This is a genomic window from Micromonospora sp. LOL_014, from assembly GCF_048060245.1.
Classification (GTDB): Bacteria; Actinomycetota; Actinomycetes; order Mycobacteriales; family Micromonosporaceae; genus Micromonospora_E.
Genome location: NZ_JBHMIP010000018.1, coordinates 98,617 through 117,415 on the forward strand (window position 1 = coordinate 98,617; position 18,799 = coordinate 117,415).

The following is an 18,799-nucleotide window of genomic DNA, read 5'->3' on the forward strand; positions in this document are numbered from 1 at the left end:
ACCCGCCGTCTCCACGGTCTAAGGAGAACCATGAGACGTCCGATCCGCGCCGCCGCCGCAGCCGTACTGCTGCTCACCGGCGGCCTCGTCACCGTGGTCGCCGCCACGCCAGCCCAGGCCGACACACGAATTTGCGAACAGTACGGCAGCACCACCATTCAGGGTCGCTACGTGGTGCAGAACAACCGCTGGGGCACCACCGCCGAACAGTGCATCAACGTGACCGGCACCGGCTTCTCGGTGACCTCGCAGCAAGGCAGCTCACCGACCAACGGCGCACCGGTGTCGTACCCGTCAATTTTCTACGGCTGCCACTACACCAACTGCTCCCCCGGCACCAACATGCCGATCCAGGTGAGCCGGATCAGCAACGCACCGACCAGCATCAACTACCAGTACGTCGGCAACGGGACGTACAACGCCTCGTACGACATCTGGCTCGACCCGACCCCGCGCACCAACGGTGTCAGCCAGATGGAGATCATGATCTGGTTCCACCGGCAGGGCTCCATCCAGCCGATCGGCTCACCGGTCGGCAACGCCACCGTCGCCGGCCGCAGCTGGCAGGTCTGGACCGGCAGCAACGGCTCCAACAACGTGGTGTCCTACCTGGCCCCGTCGTCGATCACCAGTTGGAGCTTCAACGTGCTCGATTTCATCGCCGACGTCCGGGCCCGGGGGCAGATCACCAACTCCTGGTACCTGACCAGCGTCCAGGCCGGCTTCGAGCCGTGGAACGGCGGCGTCGGACTCGGGGTCAACTCCTTCTCCGGTTCGGTCTCCACCGGCGGCGCCCCGCCGACCACCGCCCCGCCGACCACCGCCCCGCCGACCAGTCAGCCGCCCGGTGGTGGCGGGTGCCGGGTCAGCTACACGGCGAACACCTGGAACAACGGCTACACCGCCGACGTACGCGTCACCAACACCGGTGGCGGCACCATCAACGGCTGGACGTTGGCCTACCAACTGCCGGCCGGGCAGACGGTCGGCAACTCGTGGAACGCCACCGTCACCCAGAGCGGATCGTCGGTGACCGCTCGGAACGTGGGCTGGAACGGCATGCTGGCCCCCGGGGGGACCGCCTCGTTCGGCTACCAGGCCAGCTACAGCGGTAGCTACTCCTCGCCGAACAGCTTCACCCTGAACGGCACCACCTGCACCACCGGCTGATCCACGGACCCGGGCCCGGCCCGCGGTGCGAGTGACGCGTCCGCCGCAGGCCCGGCCCGGGATCCCGGACAGCGCCGCGACCTACCCGCCCGGCAGCCGGTGGTAGTGGGCCTCAGTCGCGCAGGGCGTCGATCGCGGCCATCTCGTCGGCGGACAGTGTGAAGCCGAAGACGTCGGCGTTGGTACGGATCCGCTCCGGCGTGACGGACTTCGGAATCACCACGATGCCGTGCTGGATGTGCCAGCGCAGCACCACCTGGGCTGGGCTCGCCTGGTGGGCGGCGGCGACCCGGGCCAGCACCGGGTCGGCGAGGTCGGTGTTCTTGAACGGGCTGTACCCCTCCAGTACCACCCTGCGGTCGCGGTGTTCGGCCACCGTCCGCGGATCATGCATCGCCGGTGCCCACGGCACCTGGTTGACCGCCGGCACCACCCCGGTCCCCTCGGTCAGTTCGTCGATCTGGTCGAGGCCGTAGTTGGAGACACCGATCGCCCGGACCGCACCGGTATCCCGGTGGGCGACGAACTCGCGCCAGGTCGGCACGCCGGCACCACCGGCCGGTGGCCAGTGGATCAGCCACAGGTCGACGTACTCGGTGCCCAGCGCGGCCAGGCTCGCAGCCAGCGTCTCCGCCTCCCGCCCGACCCGCTCGGGCGGCAGCTTGGTGGTGATGAAGATCTTGTCCCGGGCGATTCCGCTGTCCTTGATCGCCCGGCCGACCTCTGCCTCGTTGCCGTACATCGTGGCGGTGTCGACGTGTCGGTAGCCGGCGTCCAATGCCGCTCGGACCGCCCGGTACCCGGCGTCGCCCGTCGCCTGCCAGGTGCCGAACCCGAGCAGCGGCATCCCGACCCCGGACGACAGAATTGCCACAGGTTGCTCACCATGCGTTGCCATCCTCCCCGCCTACCCCCTTCGACCTGCCCGTATTCCTTGACCGGACGACTCATCGTCCGGTAGCCGACAGACCCTACCGCTGCCTGCGACAAGGGCACATGCTGTTCACCGCGCGTACATTCGTCGTTACCACCCCACCACTGGCGGTGGTTCCTGCCTGGCCGACGGCCCGGCCGGAGATTGACCAGGACGGAAGAATGAGCAGTATCAGCACCGCCCACACGGCCATCGCGAGGATCCCGGTCACGGACCGGCCGCCGGCCGGACAACTCACCGAACGCACGCCCGCCGACCTGTGGCACATGGCCAGAGCCGTGCTCGACGCCAACTGGTCGCGCAACCACACCGTGCCGTCGCGCAGCCTCTACCCGCACCAGTGGAGCTGGGACGCGGCGTTCATCGCGATCGGCCTGGCCCGGATCGACCCCGACCGGGCCTGGCTCGACCTGCGCAGCCTGTTCCTGGCGCAGTGGCCGGACGGACGGGTCCCGCACATCGTCTTCGACCCGGACGTCGCCGAACACGACTACTTTCCCGGACCGGGTTTCTGGCAGGTGCCGTTGCGCCGTCCCGGGCACCCGGACGGCACCGGCATCGTCCAGCCGCCCGCCCACGCCCTCGCCATCTGGGAAATCTACCGACGGGCACCGGGGCCGCAGGCGGAAGCCGAGCTGCGCTGGTTCTACCCGCGGCTGGTCGCCGCCCAGGACTATCTGTCGAGCTGTCGCGACGCCAGCGGGGACGGGTTGGCCAGCATCGTGCACCCCTGGGAGTCCGGCCTGGACAACAGCCCGGCCTGGGATGCGGCGCTGGCCGCCGTACCGGCCGACCTCGGCGTGCTCGTCGGGCGGCAGCGGCACGACAACCGGGTGGCCGCGGCGGCCCACCGGCCGACCGATGAGGACTACGCCCGGTTCGTCGCGCTGGCGCTGGCTTACCGCGACGGCGGCTACCGGGACGACGAGCTCGCCGCCCGCCACGATTTCGTGGTCGAATGTCCGACCTTCAACGCGTTGCTGGCCGCCGCCGAACACGCGCTCGCCCGGATCGCCGCCGTGATCGGCGCCGACCCGGCGGTCCACCTGGACCGAGCCGCGCGGATCACCCGGGCGGTCGACGACCAACTGTGGAACCCGCAGACCGGCATGTACCACGCCCGGGATGTCCGGACCGGACGGCTCAGTCCGGCACGCTGCGTGAGCGGTCTGGTCCCGCTGATCCTGCCCGACCTACCGCCCGACCGAGTCGCGGCGTTGGTGGCGACGGCCCAGTCGCACCGGTTCGGGCTGTCTGCGTCGATGCCGGTGGCCAGCTACGACCGCTCCGCTGCCGACTTCGACCCGGTGCGCTACTGGCGCGGACCGGTGTGGATCAACATCAACTGGCTGATCTGCCGGGGACTTCGGGAGCATGGCCATCTGGATCAGGCCGAAACGCTGCGTGACGCAATGCTGGAACTGGTCCGCCGGTCCGGCTACTACGAGTATTTCCACCCGGAGACCGGCGACGGGGTCGGATCAGCGGCTTTCAGCTGGACTGCGGCACTGGTGCTCGATCTGCTCGGCGAAGGGACGGTTCCGCCGGTCAGCGGTCCGGTCGACTAGCCGTTGGCCGGTAGCAGGTTGAGCCATGTCGACCAGCGCCGATCCGACAGTCTGCCCGATACCAATACCCATTCGGCCGACCACCCGCAGATACCGATAATTCTGCTATAAGCCCCAAATCAGACAGAAAACGGTTGCTGAACGACGAATTTTCACTGTTCGTAGCCGTCCTCGCACATTGCGGTGGAGTCGACCGTACGGTGCGCGACTGGCGGCCTCACGGAGGGTTCCGGCCCGCCGGCAGGGCATCTATCTTCCCTGCCGGCGGGCCGCACGAACGACGCGATCCTGCGCACTCGACGCTGTCCGCCGTAATTCGCTGCTACCGCCAGGGGGGTGGGCGATGCAACCTGCACACGAAGCCGTACGGCGACCCGCACAGGACGCCGTACGCCGCAAGCGATGGCTCGACGGAGCACTGCTCCGATCAGCCATCACCGTATTGATGCTCGTACCCGTCTGCGTGCTGTTCACGCAGCTGTGGCGCGGCACCTCGGCGGACATCGCCTTCGCCGAACGCGAACGCGAGGGCGTGGCGTATCTCAGCGCGCTGAACGAGTTGACCGTGGCCCTGGTCGACGCACAGTCAGCGGCCGTCGCCGGTCAGCCGGTCAACGACGAGGCGCTGCTTCGGGCTCTCGACGCGGTCACCGAGGTCGACCAGCGGATCGGTGCGTCACTACGGGCCCAGCAACGGTGGGCGACGCTGCGCTCCGCCGTGGAATCCCTGTCGGACCGGCAGTTCAGCCGGCCGGCCGAAGCCTTCGACTCGTACCGCCAGGCCACCGACCTGCTGCTGGCCCAGTACGACCGAATCCGGGAGAGCTCGAACCTGACGCGCGACCCGGAAGGCGACGCCTACCACCTGCAGGACGGTGCGGCCGAGGAGTTGCCGGAGGCGATCGTCGCCACCGGACGCTTCGCGGATCTCGCCGTGCTGCTGCCGACCCGGCCGGCGCAGGACCAGCCACTGGCGTTGGTCGAGCTGATCAGCGCGGCCGGCGACGTGCTCTCTCCCGCCGGCGACCTGGCCGACAACGTCCAAGCCGCGGTGGAGAGCACCGACAGCCGGACGATGAGCAGCAACCTGCTCACCCAGGTCGACCGATTCCGGCGCAGCATGGACACCATTGCCGCTGCCGCCGCCGCGCTGAAACCCGCAGATGTCGTTTCGGAGGACGGGTCCGCGGCACCGGGCGGCGGGGCAGCGCTGCCCGACCTGGGTCCGCTCATCGGGCTTCGCGGCGATGCCCAGGTTGCAGCGGCCGAACTCACCGGCACCATGCTGGCCGAGCTGGACAATCTGATCACCGACCGGATCAGCACCCTGCAACGCGGCCAGTGGGTCTCGGCCGGCGCCCTGGTGGTGGCCTTCGCCCTGGCCGTAGCCCCGATGGTCATCGCCTACCTCGGCCAGCCCGCGTCGACCGCCGGCCAGCCCGGCACCGGTGCGGCCGGCCACGCCGGGACCGGTCACCCGCCGGGACCGGCCGAGCCCCGTCCGGACGCGGCGGACCAGCAGACCCGCTGGCCGGAACTCGACCCGACGGCGCACGGTGGCGCACCCGCCGGCACCGCCGACCCGGGCACCGGACGATGGGGGCCGACCGTTGCTGCTCGATAGGCTACGGATCCGGGGAAAGCTGGCCCTGCTGGTCATGATCCCGCTGATCGCGGTCGCTGCCCTGACAGTGCCGATCGTGATCGACCGCGCCGCGCTGGCCGGCCGAGCCGCCGACACGGTCCGTACCGTGCAGACCGGTGGCCAGATCGGCTCGCTCGCCCAGGACCTGCAGCAGGAACGTCTGCTGGCGATCGGCTACCTGCTGGACAGCGTGGATCGGTCCCGACTGGTGTTGCAGGAGGCAACCGTCACCGACCGGGTCGCCGACATCCGGGCGGAGCTGGGGGACCACCTCGGCACCGAACTGACCGCAGCGGTCAACAGTGTCGACGACCTCGCCGAGGTCCGGTCCGCGGTACGCGACCGCACGGCAACCAGCGATCAGGTGATGGCCACGTACGGCGATCTCATCGAGCGGTTGATCGACGGGTTGAAGCTGGTCGACTCGGCCGACGTCGCCACCCCGGAGGGACGCCAGATCGTAGCGTTGGACGCCGCGCTGCGGCTGGATGCCGCGATCAGCGCCGGAGCGGCTCACATGCTGCTGGTGGTCGGATCCCGCGATCCGCAGTCCGCCACCCGGTACGCGATGAGCCTGGTCGCCGCGCAGGAGAACGCCGCTCGGTTCAGCCGATTCGCCACCGCCGACCAGGTGGCCCTCTACAGCCTGGTCGAGGAGGCGCTCGACCAGCGGCTCGGCAGCGGGTTCACCGCCACCTCCCAGGCCGGCGCGCAGGACGGCTTCCCAGTCGACCCGACCCAGGCGTTGGCCGGCCTGTCCGTAACCACGCTGTTCCCGGCCCTGGAGTCGCTGATCGCCCTCGGCCGGTTCGTCGAACGCAAGATCGTTATCGACGTCACGGTCGACGTGACCCGGCGGCAGGAACAGATCCTCTTCATCGCGTACGGCGTGGTGGCCGGTGCGCTGCTGGTCCTGCTGGCGGTCGTCGCGTTGAGTCTGTACGTGGCCCGGTCGGTCGCCCAGCCGCTGGCCAGGCTCACCTCCTCGGCCGACCGGGTCGCCCGGATCGCCGAGGCGGAGCTGGTCCGGGTGGCCGATGACGAATCGGAACGCCCCGACCCGGTGCACCTCGACCCGGTCGAGGTTTCCGCCACCGACGAGATCGGCGACCTGGCCCGCGCCTTCGAACGGGTGCAGCAGACCGCCGCCCGGCTCGTCGAACGACAGGTGTCGAGCCGACGCAACGTGGCGCAGATGTTCGGCCACGTCGGACGGCGGACGCAGAACCTGGTGGGCCGCCAGTTGTCGATCATCGACCGGCTGGAGCGGGAGGAGACCGACCCGCGCCGGCTGCAGCACCTCTACCGGCTCGACCACGTCTCCAGCCGGCTGCGGCGCAACGCCGGCAGCCTGGTGGTGCTCTCCGGCGCGACCGGCGCCGAGGAGCACATGGCCCCACTGCCGATCTCCGACGTCATCCGACTCGCTCTCGGCGAGATCGAGGACTACACCCGGGTCGACGTACAGGCACCAGCCGGGTACGCCCTCCAGCCGTCGGTCATCGCCGACATGGTGCTGCTGCTGGCCGAGCTGATGGAGAACGGCACCGTCTTCTCGCCACCGCACACCCGGGTGACCGTGACCGCCGGGCCGCTCGATGACGGTCTGCGGGTCAGCGTCTCCGACCGTGGGCTCGGGCTGTCTCCGGCACGACTGGCCGAGGAGAACGCCCGGCTGACCCGACGGGAACGGCTCGACCTGGTACCGACCGAGGTCCTCGGCCTGTTCGTGGTCGGCCGACTCGCCCGCCGGCATGCGATGAACGTCGAACTGACCGCCACGCCGGGCGGTGGGGTCACGGTCACGGTCGACCTGGGACCCAATCTGATCGTGCCGGCCACCGGCACCCCTGGACCGGCCATGGCCACCGGTTCCGCCAGCCGGTCGCCAGCGGTCGCGCCCACCGTCGCGCCGATACCCGGCACGGTCCCGGCCGATGCGGTGTTGATCGGCACCGCCCCGGACGGACCGTCCGGGGACAGTCCGGCGGCCGCGCCGCCGGCAACCGCCAGCGAGCCCCGACCGGAACGGACCGTCGCGCGGGCCAGCGTCCGCACCGGCACACCAAACGGCTCCGGCGCCGGCTTCGACTCGTCAGCGGTGCAGCGGGCCACCCGGTCGCTCGGCACCGGAACCCCGTGGAACGCGTTCGGCACGACGGCCGAAGCGGCCGGGGCACCGGACCAGCCGGCGGCGGCGCCCGCCGCCGAGCCGGTGGGACGTGGACCGCTGCGGCAGCGCGTTCCCGGCGCCCAGCATCCGGTCGGCGGCGGACCGGCGGCGCTCAGCGACGCACCGGCCGACCCGGTCGCCGCACGAGCGCTGCTGGAGGAATTCGAGGCCGGGGTACGGCGGGCACAGCAAGCGGTTGCGCAGGACCCGGCGGTCGCCAGGTCGGACCGCCTCACTCAGCGGGTGCCCGGGGCGAGCCTGCCCGACCCGCCCCCGGCCAGCGCAACCGCCGGCAACAGCCAGTCCTGGCCACCGGACCCGCAGCGGGCCAAGGAGTCCCTGGACGAGTTTGAGACGGGCGTTCAGCGCGCGCTCACCGAGATCACCACCACCTTTCAGCACGGCAGCAAAGGAACCGACGGATGAACAGTCCCTACACGCCGGACACCGCGGAACGCCCGACGACCCCGGCCGGCAACGGCAACGGCTCGCTGAGCGCCGAAGCGCAGACCTTCAACTGGTTGCTGGACTCGTTCACCTCCAGCACAGCCGGTGTCCGTGAGACCATCGCGGTCTCCTCTGACGGGCTGCTGATGGCCATGTCCGGAATTCAGGACCGGGCCAACGCCGAGCGGCTGGCGGCGGTGGTGTCCGGCATGACCAGCCTGGCCGGTGGCGCGGCGAACTGGTACTCACTCGGCACGCTGAACCGGGTGGTGGTCGACATGGCCGACGGCTACCTGCTGGTCAGCTCGATCAGTTCCGGATCGGTGCTGGGGGTGATCGCCGACCGCTCGGCCAGCCTTGGCACCGTCGCCTACGAGATGACCCTGTTCGCCGGGCGCGCCGGCGGCCCGCTCACTCCCCGGCTGATCGCCGAGTTGAAGAACTCCGTCCAGTCGTGACCCGACCGCCGTACGGGGCGGACGAGCCGGTCGATCCGCAGCCGCGGATCCGCCCCTACCTGCGTACCCCGCCGGCGGGTGACGCCCCGGCGGGTGGGGCTTCGCCCGGTGTCGGCAAGTCCGATGGCGGCGGGCCGGACCGGTCGGACGGCGACACCGCGCCAACGACGCTGCGGCCGTTCGTGCTGACCGCCGGTCGGGTCACCGGGGCGGACCCGGACATCAACCTGGAGACGCAGGTGACCGCCCGGGCACCGGACCTGTTCGGCCCCGGCCCCTCGGGAGCCGGCCTGGCCCCTGAGCTGCGGGCGATCATCGCGCTCGCCGCCGACCCGATCTCCGTCGCGGAACTGTCCGCCCGGCTGGGGCTGCACCTGGGGGTGACCCGGGTGCTCGTCGGTGACCTCCGCGCCTCCGCCCATCTCGACGTCCACGTACCCGACGTCGACGCCCCTGCCGATGCCGACACCATCCTGCGAGTGATCCGTGGACTACGTGCCATCTCCTGACCGTCCGACCGCCGGACCGCCCCCGACAGCCCGGCACCGGGCCGCACCCCGGACCGCGCCGATCCCGGTCAAGATCGTCGTGGCGGGTGGCTTCGGGGTCGGCAAGACCACCACCGTAGGGGCCATCTCCGAGATCGCCCCGCTGACCACCGAGGCGGAGATGACCACCGTCTCCGTCGGAGTCGATGACCCCGGCTCGGAGTCCGGCAAGACCACCACGACCGTCGCGATGGACTTCGGCTGTGTCACGATCGACCGAAGTCTGAAGCTGTACCTGTTCGGCACCCCGGGTCAGACCCGTTTCGGGTTCATGTGGGACGACCTGGCCCGGGGGGCGTTGGGCGCACTGGTCGTGGTGGACAGCTCACGCCTGGACGACTGCTATCCCGCCGTCGACTACTTCGAGCGGGCCGGGCTGCCGTTCGTGGTGGGAGTAAATACCTTCCACGGCCGCCTTGGTCATAGCATTGACGAGGTTAGGTGGGCGTTGGCGACCGGCCCGGCCGTTCCGGTCGTCGCGTACGACGCCCGCGACCGACTGTCGGTCCGGGACGCGCTGCTGGTGGTCCTGGACCGGGCGCTGGACCGAGCGGTACGGAGTCAGCCATCCTGAGGTGGTAGCAGAGGAGGACAGATGCGTGGTGACCTGGACGACGCGCTCGCCCGGCTCGCCCGACGCGACCAGTTGCAGAAGCGGGTCAGTCAGGGCAACGACCGGACGGCGTCGGCGGCGCACGAGATCGCCGCGGCGGTCCGGCAGGTGGTCGAGCGCCACCCTGGGTTGACCGCGACGGTCCACCTCACCGACGGCGGTCAGGCCGTGCAGCTCACCGTCGGCAACCGGGACGGCCGGGTGCAGGTGACGGTCGACGGCGGTACGCCTGCGGCGGGGCCGAACCCGCCGTCCGGCGACCCGGCGGCGCCCGGGGTGCCGACCGCCGGGCGCCCACCGGAATGGCCGCCGCGCGGACAGCCCGCCCAGGACGGTCCGGCGGCCCGCCTGGCAGAGCTGATCCGACGCGATCCGTCACTGCTCAACGGGGCGACGGAGGGCTGAACCGGCCGCGTCGCCGGATAGCCGAGGTGTACGGCGGAGGCCGCCGTCACGACGTGGGCGGCTCGTCCTGGCCGGACGCCTCCGCCGCGTCCGCCTCCTCCTTGGTGTGGTGCACCGCTCCGTCGGTGTGCTCCGGCGGACCGTAGACGGTGTAGAGCACCAGTGGGTTGGGGCCGGTGTTGACGAAGTTGTGCTTGGTGCCGGCCGGCACGGCGACCAGATCACCGGCGGCGACGGCCTGCCGCTCGCCGGCCACCAGCGCTTCGCCGACACCGCTGACGAAGGTGAGGATCTGGTCGATGTCCGCATGGACCTCCTCGCCGATCTCGCCGCCTGGCGGAACGGTCATGATCACAAGCTGGGAGTGCTCACCGGTCCAGAGCACCCGGCGGAAATCGGGGCTCTGCTCAGCGACGGTGGCGATCGTGAAGTGCTGCATACCGCTCAACGTACCCAGGACCGGCCGTCGGTACGCGTGTTGCTGTGCGCACGGCCGACATCGACGGGCGCCGGGTCAGCCGGCCAGTTCGACGACCGCCTCGACCAGCAGCCAGCAGCCGAACGCGAAAAACAGCGCTGCCGCCCCGTACGCGATCACCCGTTCGGGAAGCCGCCGGCCGAGCAGCCGGCCGACCACGATGGCCAGCGCGTCTGCCGCGACCATGCCGAGCGTGGAGCCGAGCCAGGTGCCGAACCAACCGTGCCGGGTGGCCAACGTGATCGTCGCCAGCATCGTCTTGTCCCCCAGCTCGGCCAGGAAGAAGGCGGTGAACACGGCGATCACCGCTGTCCTGGTGGTCCGCTGCGCCCGGCGGGACTCCTCGTCGGTGAGGGTGTCGCCGCGCAGTGTCCAGAAGCCGAACCCGATGAACGCCAGCGCGGCGGCCAGCGCGATCCAGCCGGTGGGCAGGGCCACGCCGAGGCCGTACCCGAGGGCGACCGACACCAGGTGCACGACGGCGGTGGCCGCGGTGATGCCGATCAGCACCGGCCAGGTCCTGAATCGGGTGGCGAAGGTCAACGCCATCAGCTGTGACTTGTCGCCCAGCTCGGCGATGAAGATCACGCCGAAGCTGATCGCGGTCGCGGCAAGGAAGCCGTCCATGGTGCCTCTCATCCGGTCGGGGCCGGATCGTGGCACGCGGACCTCGACCCGGCTACTGCAGCCTGGGTCGAAGGTCTCGCCCACCCGACGTACCGCCGGGTCGTCGCGGCCGGGTGCGCAGCACCAGTGTGTCGACCGCGATGTTGGGAGCTACTCCCCTTCGCAGTCGCCGAGTCTAGCGGTTCCAGCAGCGACGATCGCGGTTGGTGACCGAACACACGGGGGCGGGTCCACCAACGCGACCAGTTTCCGTTACGTTCACCCCTGTCCGTGGCGTACCGCGCGCATCGCCCCAGGGTGGACGTGACGGCGGCGCTAACGGACACTGTCCCGGAACTTTCAGGACGATCAATCGCCGAACTGCTGTGGTGAGGGCGGGAACATGACCGAGCCAATCCTGGTGGTTGATGTCGGCACCTCGGGCACCCGGGTGGCGCTGGTCGTCGCGGACCAGACGACCCTGGTCAAGGAACCGGCCAGCGGAGCGACCAGCTGGCCGTCGTCGGTGTGTCTGGCGGACGAGGGATTCCTGGTCGGCACTCCGTCCGAGGTACGTAAGCGGGCCATGCCGCGGCGGTACATCGACGGGCCACGCCGGGCCGTCGACGCCCAGGCGGCCATGCGGCTGGAACACCGGGAGGTCACCGGCGCCGAGGCGCTCACCGCGTACCTCACCGTGGTCGCCAATGAGGTTCGCCAACTGTACGGCGGCCAGATCGACCGGCTGACCCTGTCGGTGCCGGCGGACTACCTGCCCGGCGATCCCCGTCGGGACACGATGCTCGCCATCGGTGCGGCCGCCGGGTTCCGCGACGTCGAGCTGATCGACAGCGCGGTGGCGGCGGCGCTGGACCCGACGACCGGCGACAACCTGCCGGCCGGCGCGCTGGTGCTGGTCTGTGACCTCGGCGCGACCTGGACCGTCGCGCTGGTGCAGGTGTACGGCAGCCACACCGTCCAGCTCGCTCAGCAGACCAGCCCGGCCGGGCAGGAGCTCGACGCGCTGCTCATCAACGACCTGCGTACCGAGGGGCGGGCCTGGCTGGAGCCGATGCTCGCCGCACCCGGTGACGCCGGGCTGCGCGCCTACCACGAGGCAATCGACTTCGCCCGCCGGCTCAAGCACCAACTGGTCAACGCCGACGAGGTGGTCGATCACCTCACCCCGCTCACCCCGCCGTACCGGCTGACCCGGGCCTGGCTGGACGCGTTCGCCGAACCGGCGTTGCGCTGGCTGGTGGAGGGCGCCGCAGGTGTGCTGGGCGCGGTCGGCGCCGCACCGGCCGACCTGGCCGCGGTGGTCGTCGCCGGCGGCAACGCCTACCTGCCGGCGGTGCACACCACGTTGCGGGCCGGCCTCGGCATCATCGACGCCGGGTCGCCGGGGCCGCTGCGCTGCGGTTCGGACCCGGAGCTGGCGGTGCTGCGCGGCACGGCCCGGTTCGCGGCCGGCGCCAGCGGGCGCACCGTCACCGCCGAGCCTCAGCGGTGGCGCACCGAGCCAACCTCGTGGGAGATCCCGGGCGGTCGGGCCCGGCTGCTGCGCTGGTGCGTGCCGCCGGGCGAGCCCTACCCGGCCGGGGCGGTACTCGCCCACATCCGTACCCCCGACGAGCGGGTCTTCGAGCTCACCGCCGCCCAGCACGGCCGGCAGTTGGGCCAGCAGGCGTACCCGGGCGACCTGGTCGGCCCGGTCCTGGTGGTGGCCACCGCGAAGGACGCGGTGGCCCTGCAGCGCCAGCCGCCGCCCCGGCGGCGGCACCTGGAGTCCACCGGGAGCTGGCTGCTCACCCCGGACCGCGAGCATCTGGTGGAGTGCGACCCGGCGGCCCGGCTGGTCCGGCTCCGGGCGATCGCCGACGACACGGTCCGCGCCGAGTTCCGCCCGGAGCACACCGCCGGCGCACAGCCGACCGGCCGGGTGTTCGTCGACCCGGACGGCCGGCTGGCGGTGGTGGCCTGGGCCACGGACGGGTTCATCTCGGTGTGGGATATCGAGACCGGCAAGCTCAGCGCCCGGTTCCGCGATCCGGGCGAGCCGCACCGGGTGCTGATCGACGAAACCGGGTGGCGGGCAGCGGCCGAGGGCCGGGCGAAGGCGGTAGGCCGGTACCGGCGCACCGTGACGACCCTGTGGGACCTGCGTACCGGCAGCCAGATCGACCGGATCACCGACGACCGGTGGAAGCAGCGGATGCCGGAGTTCGCCGAGCACAGCCGGCGGGAAGGGTTCGGCACGGCTGTGGTCAGCGCCGACGGGCAACTGCGGGCCGCAGTCGCCGGCGCGCTCGACGGCATCGCCGCGGTGGTCCTGCAGGACACGTCGACCGGGCAGGAGCTGTTCCGGGTGCTGGGTGGCACCGGGCAGCGGGTCCGGGTCGGGTTCAGCGCCGACAGCCGGCACCTGCTGGCCAACTGGGAGTCCAACGAGCGGAGCCTGATCGATGTCTGGGATGTCTGACCAGCCCGTCCTGGTGGTCGACTTCGGCACCTCCTCCTCCGCCGCGATGGTGGTCACCGGTGAGACCGGTGAGCTGGTACCGGACCCGGTCACCGGCGCGCCGACCTGGCCGTCGGCGGTGCACTGGGACGGCCAGAGCATGATCGTCGGCGCGTTGGCGGAGCGGCGGAAGCGGTCCGAGCCGACCGCGTACGCCGCCGAGTTCAAACGCGGCATGGCCGCCGATGTGCCGATGACGCTCGGGGATCGCCGGTTCCGGCCGATCGAGCAGGTCGCGGCGGTGCTGACCGCGCTGCGGGCGGAGGCCGAGCGGCGAAACGGCGCCCCGGTGCACCGGACGGTGGTGACGGTTCCGGCGTCGTACGGCCCGGACGACCCGCGCCGCGCGCAGATGATCGCCGCAGCCGAAGCGGCCGGTCTCGGCCCGGTCGAGCTGCTGCCGGAGCCGGTCGCGGCCGCGTTCGCCCCGGTCGCCGGCCCACCGCCGGTCCCCGGCGAGCTGGTGCTGGTCTACGACCTGGGCGGAGGCACCTTCGACACGGCACTGGTGCGCATCGACGAACGCTGGCACGAGGTGCTCGGACACGCGGCGATCGACGACTGCGGCGGCCGGGACATCGACGCGCTGCTGGCCGGACGGATCCACGCCGACGGCCAGCAGTGGCTGGCGCCGCTGCTGGCCAGTGCCGCAGCCAGCCAGTCCGCCCCGGCCACGTTGCGGCTCGGCATGGCGGTCACCGACTTCGCGAACCGAATCAAGCACCAGCTCAGTGACACCCCGGCGGTGGAGGACTTCCTGCTGCCGGACACCCCGGCGTACCGGCTGACCCGAGCGGACCTGGCGCAGCTGGTGGCCCCGCTGCTGGCCCGCACGATCGCCTGCTGCCGGCAGATGCTGGCCGCCGTCGGGGTGCCACCGGCAAGCATCGGATCGGTGCTGCTGGTCGGCGGCGGGGCCCGGATGCCTGCCGTGGCGCAGGCGGTACACGACGCCTTCCAGCGCCCGCTGCGTCAGGTGGAGGAGCCGGAGCTGGCGACCGTGCACGGTGCCGCCCGGTGGCTGCCGCGCAGTGGCCCACGGACCATCCGCGCGTCGACGGAGACCACCGCAATGGTTCCGCTGTCGTTCGGCATCCCGGGCGGGTCCGCGCGGCTGCATCGCTGGCTGGTGGTGCCGGGCCAGCCGTATCCGGCGGGAACCCCGCTGGCCCGGGTCCGGCTGCCCGGCGGCGCGCTGTGGGATCTGGTGGCCGCGACGCCGGGCACACTCGACCGGCTGCTGGTGCCGCCCAGCGCCGAGGTCACCAGCCACCAGTGGCTGGCGCTGGCCACCGGCTGAGGCGACGGGTCAGCGGGCGGTGATCAGCCGGAACAGGGTGAGCCACTGCTCCGGCCAAATCTCGCCGGCCAGGGCGTCGACCGGGATCCGGGTGGCCCGCAACGCCGCGTCGACGCGGCGGACGGGAAAGCCACGCCGCAGCGACGCCGCCACCGAACCGCCGACACCGCTGAACCCGAGCTCGACCAGCCGTTGGTACGCCGGTGTCGCGGCGGGCGGCACCAACGGCACCGGGCGGCGAGTCAGCCGCAGGATGCCGGCGTCCACCCCGGGTACCGGCCGGAACGCGGTGCGCGGCAGCTGGCCGGCCAGCCGCCAGTCGAACTCCGGCCAGGTGCGGACGGTGAGCAGACTCCATCGACCGTAGTCGCCGGTGCGTTTGCGGGGGTACTCCAATTGGGTCACCAGGGTGGCAGCGCGCAGCCGGGACGCGTGCAGGCACCACCGCACGATCGGCGCGGTGGCGGCGTACGGGATGTTGCCGACCACCGCGAACGGCTCGGCCGGCGGCCCGGCGGCCAGGAAGTCGCCGGGTGCCAGCGTCACGTTCGGCAGATCGGCACACCGGCGGGCCAGGCGCGCGGTGAGGTCCGGATCGACCTCGTACGCCAGGAGCCGGCCGTCGACCCGGGCGAGCACCCGGGCGAGCACCCGGGTCAGCTGCCCGGTGCCGGCACCGACCTCGATGGTCAGCTCACCGGGCGTGGGCCGTACGGCCCGGACCACCCGGTCGATGGCCGCCCGGTCGTGCAGAAAGGTCTGGGAGAAGGCCCGACGGGTACGGTCGGCGCCGGTGGCGGCACCGACCCGGGTCGGGTCGAGGTTTCGCGTCGGATCGGATCTGCGTGTCGGATCAGATTTGCGGTGGGGGCGAGGCACGGCCAGGTCCAGTCTGCCGGCCGGCAGGGGCCGGCTCGGCGGTTCACGGACCGGCCGCCGGTCCGGCGGCCGGTCCAGAAAGGGCAGGACTCGGACCGCCCTGGCCGGGGCGGGGTGCTTCGCGCGCGACTGGTACCCGTCGGCGGGCCGACGGGTGGATCGGAATCAGCAGCACTGGTGACCGGCGGAGTGCCGGTCAACTGCCGGTCAACTGCCGGGCGCGAACTGACCGCAGGCCAGGACGGGACGCCGGGCACGCGGGCGGGCAGTCAGCAACGGGCACCACCCGGCCGGCGTACCGCCGGTCAGGATCAGCGCCTGGAAGGTGGTCGACACGCCTGGCAGATTAACCGGCGGGCATCGCTCAGGCGACCGGTTTTTCAGCCGGGACGTTGACGGTGCGCTGCTCGGTCCGGGCGGTGTCGGCGGCGGCCAGGACGGCCACCACCTGCCGGCCGAACCGGACGTCGCACGGGTGTCCGGCCCGGCCGGCGGTGACCTGCCCGAGCAGCGCGTCGACGGCCGTGTGGAACGCCTGCCCGGTGGTCGCGTCCCGGTGCGGCACCGGCACGATTCCGGGCTCACCGAAGAACGTGACGTCGAAGGTCTTCGCCGCCACCGGGCCGTCCAAGTTGAGCGACAGCGTGCTGGTGGCCCCGCCGGTATGTTGCAGCAGCAGGTGCACCCCGCCGGCCGGGCCGGGCATCGCGGCGACCCGGGCGACCGGGCCGAGCACCGGCAGCACCACCGACAGCACGTGCGGGCCGATGTCCCACAGCCCGCCGTAGGTGCGCCGCCAGGGCGAGGCACCATACGGGTTGCCGGGCTCGGAGATCGCCGCGAACAGCGCTCCCCGGGCACCGTGCCAGGCACCGTTGGCCGGCCGGGCAATGAAGTCGATCATGGCCGGGTTGAACCGGCTGGTGAAGAAGACCACCGAGGCGACGGCCCGCCGGTCGACCGCCGCGACGATCCGGTCGGCGTCCGGCAGGGTCAGCGCCAGCGGCTTGTCCAGCAGCAGGTGCCGGCCGGCGTCGGCGGCGCGGACCGCGATCCCTGCCTGCACGTCGGGCGGCAGGGCGACGGCGACCGCGTCGACGTCGGCGAGCAGCGCGTCCACGTCCTGGTACGGCGCGACGCCATACCGCTGCGCCAGCGCCGTAACCTTCGCCCGGTCCCGTCCCCAGACCCCGACCAGCTCCGCGCCGGGGTGCGTGGCGAGCCCGGCCGCGTGGGTCTCGGCCGCCCAGTGCCCGGTGCCGAACAGACCGAACCGCAATGCCATCGCCGCGTCTCCCTTCGTCGACCGGAGTTCAGTGTGACCGCTCGGCCCGGTCCGCGACGTAGCGGGCCTCCTCTGCGTCGGCTGCGGCGGCCGCCGCCTCCTCGGCCAGCCCGGCAGCACTCAGCTCGGCGATATAGGCCGCTTCCGTGGCCCGACGCGCGGCGGCGGCGACCACGTCGTACTCCCGGCGGGCCGCCTGGTCGCGGACGCGGTGCCGGTCGACGGCCCGGTCGGCTCGGCCGGCCGCCGTCGGATCCGGCGACGCGCCACCGGCCCGCCGCCACACCGTACGCAGTTGCTGCACCGAGATGTCGCCCCGGCGGTACGCGGTGAGCGCGGCCCGGCTGACATCGCGCCCGTGCTCGGCGGGCAGCGGCGCACCGGTGACGACGGCCGCCGGCCGGTCCTCCTGGTCGGCGAGCATCGCCTGCTGATAGGCCCGGCCGGCGGTCTCCTGGCGCTGCCAGGCGTCGTCGCGGGCCAGCTCGGCGGCGGCCGCCCGGTCGCGCAGCTGGTCGGCGGCGGTCCGGGCGGTGGCGGCCGCGACGGCGATGGCCTGCGCCTCGGCGGCGAGTTCGTCGGCTTCGGCCCGCAGCGCCCGCCGGTCGGCCGGGTGCTCCGCCGTACGGGCGGCCAACGCGGCCAGCGCGAGCAGGGCGAGCAGGACGAGACAGCTGGCGATCAGAAGGCCCCAGATGCCGACGCCAACCACCACACCCTCCCCAGGGTGGATCGGACCGTCCCGGACTGACTATAAACTCCGGCTGATACCGACAGCCACCGTCCGAACACTGCGGATCGGAGCGCCGGTTACCGGTCCTCGGCGACCGGCGGGGGCGCACCTCGGCGGGTCGGGTAGCTGGTGAGTATGGTGTTCGGCGTGACTGTGGCAGCTGAGCCGGTGGTGCGGCGGTGAACGGGCCGATCGCCGCCGTGGTCATCGTCGGCGCGCTGGCCGTCGCCGGCTGGGCGCTGCTCTGCGCGGCGTTGGACCGGCCGCCGGGTCTGATCCAGTACGGCGGGCTGGCGGTGGTCGAGGTCGCCCTGCTCGCACTGACCGTGGCCGCCGTGGTGGCGCTGGTCGGTGGGGAGCGTCCCGGTGAACCACCGGTCTTCGCCGGTTACCTGATCACCACGCTCAGCCTGCCGCCGATGGCGGGGGTGCTGGGTCGGATGGAGCCGACCCGGTGGGGCTCGTTGACCGTCGGCGTCTTCGCCCTGGTGATTCCGGTGCTGGTGGTCCGGCTGCAGCAGACCTGGACGGCGGTCGGCGGTGGCTGACCCGACGTCGACGGACGGCCGGACGGCGCGCACCGGCCGGACGGCGCGGACCCGCAGCGGGCCGGGACGGGTGCTGATCGGCGTCTACATCCTCTTCGCGATCGCCGCCTCGTCCCGGGCCGGCGTGCAGATCGCCACCCGGTTCGGCGAGGCGCCGGTGGCGTATCTGCTCTCCGCCTTCGCCGCGGTGGTGTACCTGGTGGCGGCCGCCGGGCTGATCATCGATGGCCCGGTCGGCCGGCGGATCGCGTACGGCTGCTGCACGGTGGAGCTGGTCGGCGTACTCGGCATCGGCGCGGCGAGTCTCGCGGTGCCGGCGGCGTTTCCGGACGAGACGGTCTGGTCGGGCTTTGGCAGCGGCTACGGCTACATCCCGCTGGTGCTGCCGGTCGTCGGGCTTCTCTGGCTGCGCCGCGGCCGAGCCTCGGCCGATCCGGGCGCCGGCGCAACGGCGTAGTTCGTACGCCGCGCTCGGGCTGGTGCGGGCA

Annotated in this window: 19 protein-coding genes; 12 read left to right on the forward strand and 7 right to left on the reverse strand. The window is 72.1% G+C overall.

From position 1 onward, the window contains the following. Positions 1-30: 30 nt before the first annotated feature. A complete protein-coding gene (locus ACFHW1_RS17260; RefSeq protein ID WP_416554718.1) occupies positions 31-1,170 on the forward strand; it encodes a GH12 family glycosyl hydrolase domain-containing protein in 1,140 nt (379 codons plus the stop codon). A 112-nt stretch (positions 1,171-1,282) separates the two neighbouring features. Here the strand turns inward: ACFHW1_RS17260 and ACFHW1_RS17265 are convergent, their stop codons facing one another. Next, positions 1,283-2,017 carry an aldo/keto reductase gene (locus ACFHW1_RS17265; RefSeq protein ID WP_416554795.1) on the reverse strand — a complete coding sequence of 245 codons (735 nt, stop codon included), beginning with the start codon at positions 2,015-2,017 and terminating at the stop codon, positions 1,283-1,285. Between the two features lie 248 nt (positions 2,018-2,265). On the opposite strand from ACFHW1_RS17265, the gene ACFHW1_RS17270 reads away from it, so the two are divergent. The 7 genes from ACFHW1_RS17270 (at position 2,266) to ACFHW1_RS17300 (ending at position 9,961) form a co-directional block, all read left to right on the forward strand. After that, positions 2,266-3,672 carry an MGH1-like glycoside hydrolase domain-containing protein gene (locus tag ACFHW1_RS17270; RefSeq protein WP_416554720.1) on the forward strand — a complete coding sequence of 469 codons (1,407 nt, stop codon included), beginning with the start codon at positions 2,266-2,268 and terminating at the stop codon, positions 3,670-3,672. 445 nt (positions 3,673-4,117) lie between these two features. Beyond that, the gene (locus tag ACFHW1_RS17275) at positions 4,118-5,296 is read left to right on the forward strand and encodes a hypothetical protein (protein WP_416554722.1); all 1,179 of its coding nucleotides are present in this window, start codon (positions 4,118-4,120) and stop codon (positions 5,294-5,296) included. Then, complete coding sequence (locus ACFHW1_RS17280) at positions 5,283-7,916, forward strand: nitrate- and nitrite sensing domain-containing protein (protein ID WP_416554724.1); 2,634 nt, start codon at positions 5,283-5,285, stop codon at positions 7,914-7,916. The genes ACFHW1_RS17275 and ACFHW1_RS17280 overlap by 14 nt, the downstream gene beginning before the upstream one ends. Continuing rightward, entirely contained in the window at positions 7,913-8,395 is a 483-nt protein-coding gene (locus ACFHW1_RS17285) for a roadblock/LC7 domain-containing protein (protein ID WP_416554726.1), read from the forward strand. The genes ACFHW1_RS17280 and ACFHW1_RS17285 overlap by 4 nt, the downstream gene beginning before the upstream one ends. Further along, positions 8,392-8,904 (forward strand): DUF742 domain-containing protein, encoded by a 513-nt coding sequence (locus ACFHW1_RS17290; RefSeq protein ID WP_416554728.1) that lies wholly within the window; start codon positions 8,392-8,394, stop codon positions 8,902-8,904. The genes ACFHW1_RS17285 and ACFHW1_RS17290 overlap by 4 nt, the downstream gene beginning before the upstream one ends. Next, entirely contained in the window at positions 8,882-9,517 is a 636-nt protein-coding gene (locus tag ACFHW1_RS17295) for a GTP-binding protein (RefSeq protein WP_416554730.1), read from the forward strand. Before ACFHW1_RS17290 ends, ACFHW1_RS17295 begins: the two co-directional genes overlap by 23 nt. Before the next feature lie 21 nt (positions 9,518-9,538). Continuing rightward, on the forward strand, positions 9,539-9,961 hold the full coding sequence (locus tag ACFHW1_RS17300; RefSeq protein ID WP_416554732.1) for a hypothetical protein: 423 nt from the start codon (positions 9,539-9,541) through the stop codon (positions 9,959-9,961). A gap of 46 nt (positions 9,962-10,007) precedes the next feature. On the opposite strand, the gene ACFHW1_RS17305 is transcribed toward ACFHW1_RS17300, so the two are convergent. Both ACFHW1_RS17305 and ACFHW1_RS17310 read right to left on the reverse strand, forming a co-directional pair. Further along, positions 10,008-10,400 carry a cupin domain-containing protein gene (locus ACFHW1_RS17305; RefSeq protein ID WP_416554734.1) on the reverse strand — a complete coding sequence of 131 codons (393 nt, stop codon included), beginning with the start codon at positions 10,398-10,400 and terminating at the stop codon, positions 10,008-10,010. Positions 10,401-10,475: 75 nt separating this feature from the next. Then, on the reverse strand, positions 10,476-11,066 hold the full coding sequence (locus ACFHW1_RS17310) for a TMEM165/GDT1 family protein (RefSeq protein ID WP_416554797.1): 591 nt from the start codon (positions 11,064-11,066) through the stop codon (positions 10,476-10,478). A gap of 382 nt (positions 11,067-11,448) precedes the next feature. Between ACFHW1_RS17310 and ACFHW1_RS17315 the strand changes: the two genes are divergently transcribed. Next, the gene (locus ACFHW1_RS17315) at positions 11,449-13,527 is read left to right on the forward strand and encodes an Hsp70 family protein (RefSeq protein WP_416590962.1); all 2,079 of its coding nucleotides are present in this window, start codon (positions 11,449-11,451) and stop codon (positions 13,525-13,527) included. Further along, the gene (locus ACFHW1_RS17320) at positions 13,520-14,866 is read left to right on the forward strand and encodes an Hsp70 family protein (protein WP_416554738.1); all 1,347 of its coding nucleotides are present in this window, start codon (positions 13,520-13,522) and stop codon (positions 14,864-14,866) included. Before ACFHW1_RS17315 ends, ACFHW1_RS17320 begins: the two co-directional genes overlap by 8 nt. Positions 14,867-14,875: 9 nt before the next feature. On the opposite strand, the gene erm is transcribed toward ACFHW1_RS17320, so the two are convergent. The 4 genes from erm to ACFHW1_RS17340 all read right to left on the reverse strand — a co-directional run bounded on the left by erm (position 14,876) and on the right by ACFHW1_RS17340 (position 17,742). Then, positions 14,876-15,745, reverse strand: a complete 870-nt coding sequence (gene erm, locus ACFHW1_RS17325) for an ErmE/ErmH/ErmO/ErmR family 23S rRNA (adenine(2058)-N(6))-methyltransferase (protein ID WP_416615716.1) — start codon at positions 15,743-15,745, stop codon at positions 14,876-14,878. A 207-nt stretch (positions 15,746-15,952) separates the two neighbouring features. Further along, positions 15,953-16,081 (reverse strand): hypothetical protein, encoded by a 129-nt coding sequence (locus ACFHW1_RS17330; RefSeq protein WP_416554742.1) that lies wholly within the window; start codon positions 16,079-16,081, stop codon positions 15,953-15,955. 28 nt (positions 16,082-16,109) lie between these two features. After that, positions 16,110-17,030: a Gfo/Idh/MocA family protein gene (locus ACFHW1_RS17335; protein WP_416554744.1), complete on the reverse strand. Its 921-nt coding sequence runs from the start codon at positions 17,028-17,030 to the stop codon at positions 16,110-16,112. 28 nt (positions 17,031-17,058) lie between these two features. Continuing rightward, positions 17,059-17,742: a hypothetical protein gene (locus ACFHW1_RS17340; protein ID WP_416554746.1), complete on the reverse strand. Its 684-nt coding sequence runs from the start codon at positions 17,740-17,742 to the stop codon at positions 17,059-17,061. A 200-nt stretch (positions 17,743-17,942) separates the two neighbouring features. On the opposite strand from ACFHW1_RS17340, the gene ACFHW1_RS17345 reads away from it, so the two are divergent. Beyond that, positions 17,943-18,311: a hypothetical protein gene (locus ACFHW1_RS17345; RefSeq protein ID WP_278167410.1), complete on the forward strand. Its 369-nt coding sequence runs from the start codon at positions 17,943-17,945 to the stop codon at positions 18,309-18,311. Next, positions 18,304-18,768: a hypothetical protein gene (locus ACFHW1_RS17350; protein ID WP_416615718.1), complete on the forward strand. Its 465-nt coding sequence runs from the start codon at positions 18,304-18,306 to the stop codon at positions 18,766-18,768. The genes ACFHW1_RS17345 and ACFHW1_RS17350 overlap by 8 nt, the downstream gene beginning before the upstream one ends. Positions 18,769-18,799: the final 31 nt, after the last annotated feature.

Bases quoted from the DNA above. Each gene is read 5' to 3' on its own strand.
- ACFHW1_RS17260 (WP_416554718.1), top strand. From the start codon at position 31: ATGAGACGTCCGATCCGCGCCGCCGCCGCAGCCGTACTGCTGCTCACC.
- ACFHW1_RS17265 (WP_416554795.1), bottom strand. From the start codon at position 2,017: ATGCCGCTGCTCGGGTTCGGCACCTGGCAGGCGACGGGCGACGCCGGG.
- ACFHW1_RS17270 (WP_416554720.1), top strand. From the start codon at position 2,266: ATGAGCAGTATCAGCACCGCCCACACGGCCATCGCGAGGATCCCGGTC.
- ACFHW1_RS17275 (WP_416554722.1), top strand. From the start codon at position 4,118: ATGCTCGTACCCGTCTGCGTGCTGTTCACGCAGCTGTGGCGCGGCACC.
- ACFHW1_RS17285 (WP_416554726.1), top strand. From the start codon at position 7,913: ATGAACAGTCCCTACACGCCGGACACCGCGGAACGCCCGACGACCCCG.
- ACFHW1_RS17300 (WP_416554732.1), top strand. From the start codon at position 9,539: ATGCGTGGTGACCTGGACGACGCGCTCGCCCGGCTCGCCCGACGCGAC.
- ACFHW1_RS17305 (WP_416554734.1), bottom strand. From the start codon at position 10,400: ATGCAGCACTTCACGATCGCCACCGTCGCTGAGCAGAGCCCCGATTTC.
- ACFHW1_RS17310 (WP_416554797.1), bottom strand. From the start codon at position 11,066: ATGGACGGCTTCCTTGCCGCGACCGCGATCAGCTTCGGCGTGATCTTC.
- ACFHW1_RS17315 (WP_416590962.1), top strand. From the start codon at position 11,449: ATGACCGAGCCAATCCTGGTGGTTGATGTCGGCACCTCGGGCACCCGG.
- ACFHW1_RS17320 (WP_416554738.1), top strand. From the start codon at position 13,520: ATGTCTGACCAGCCCGTCCTGGTGGTCGACTTCGGCACCTCCTCCTCC.
- ACFHW1_RS17335 (WP_416554744.1), bottom strand. From the start codon at position 17,030: ATGGCATTGCGGTTCGGTCTGTTCGGCACCGGGCACTGGGCGGCCGAG.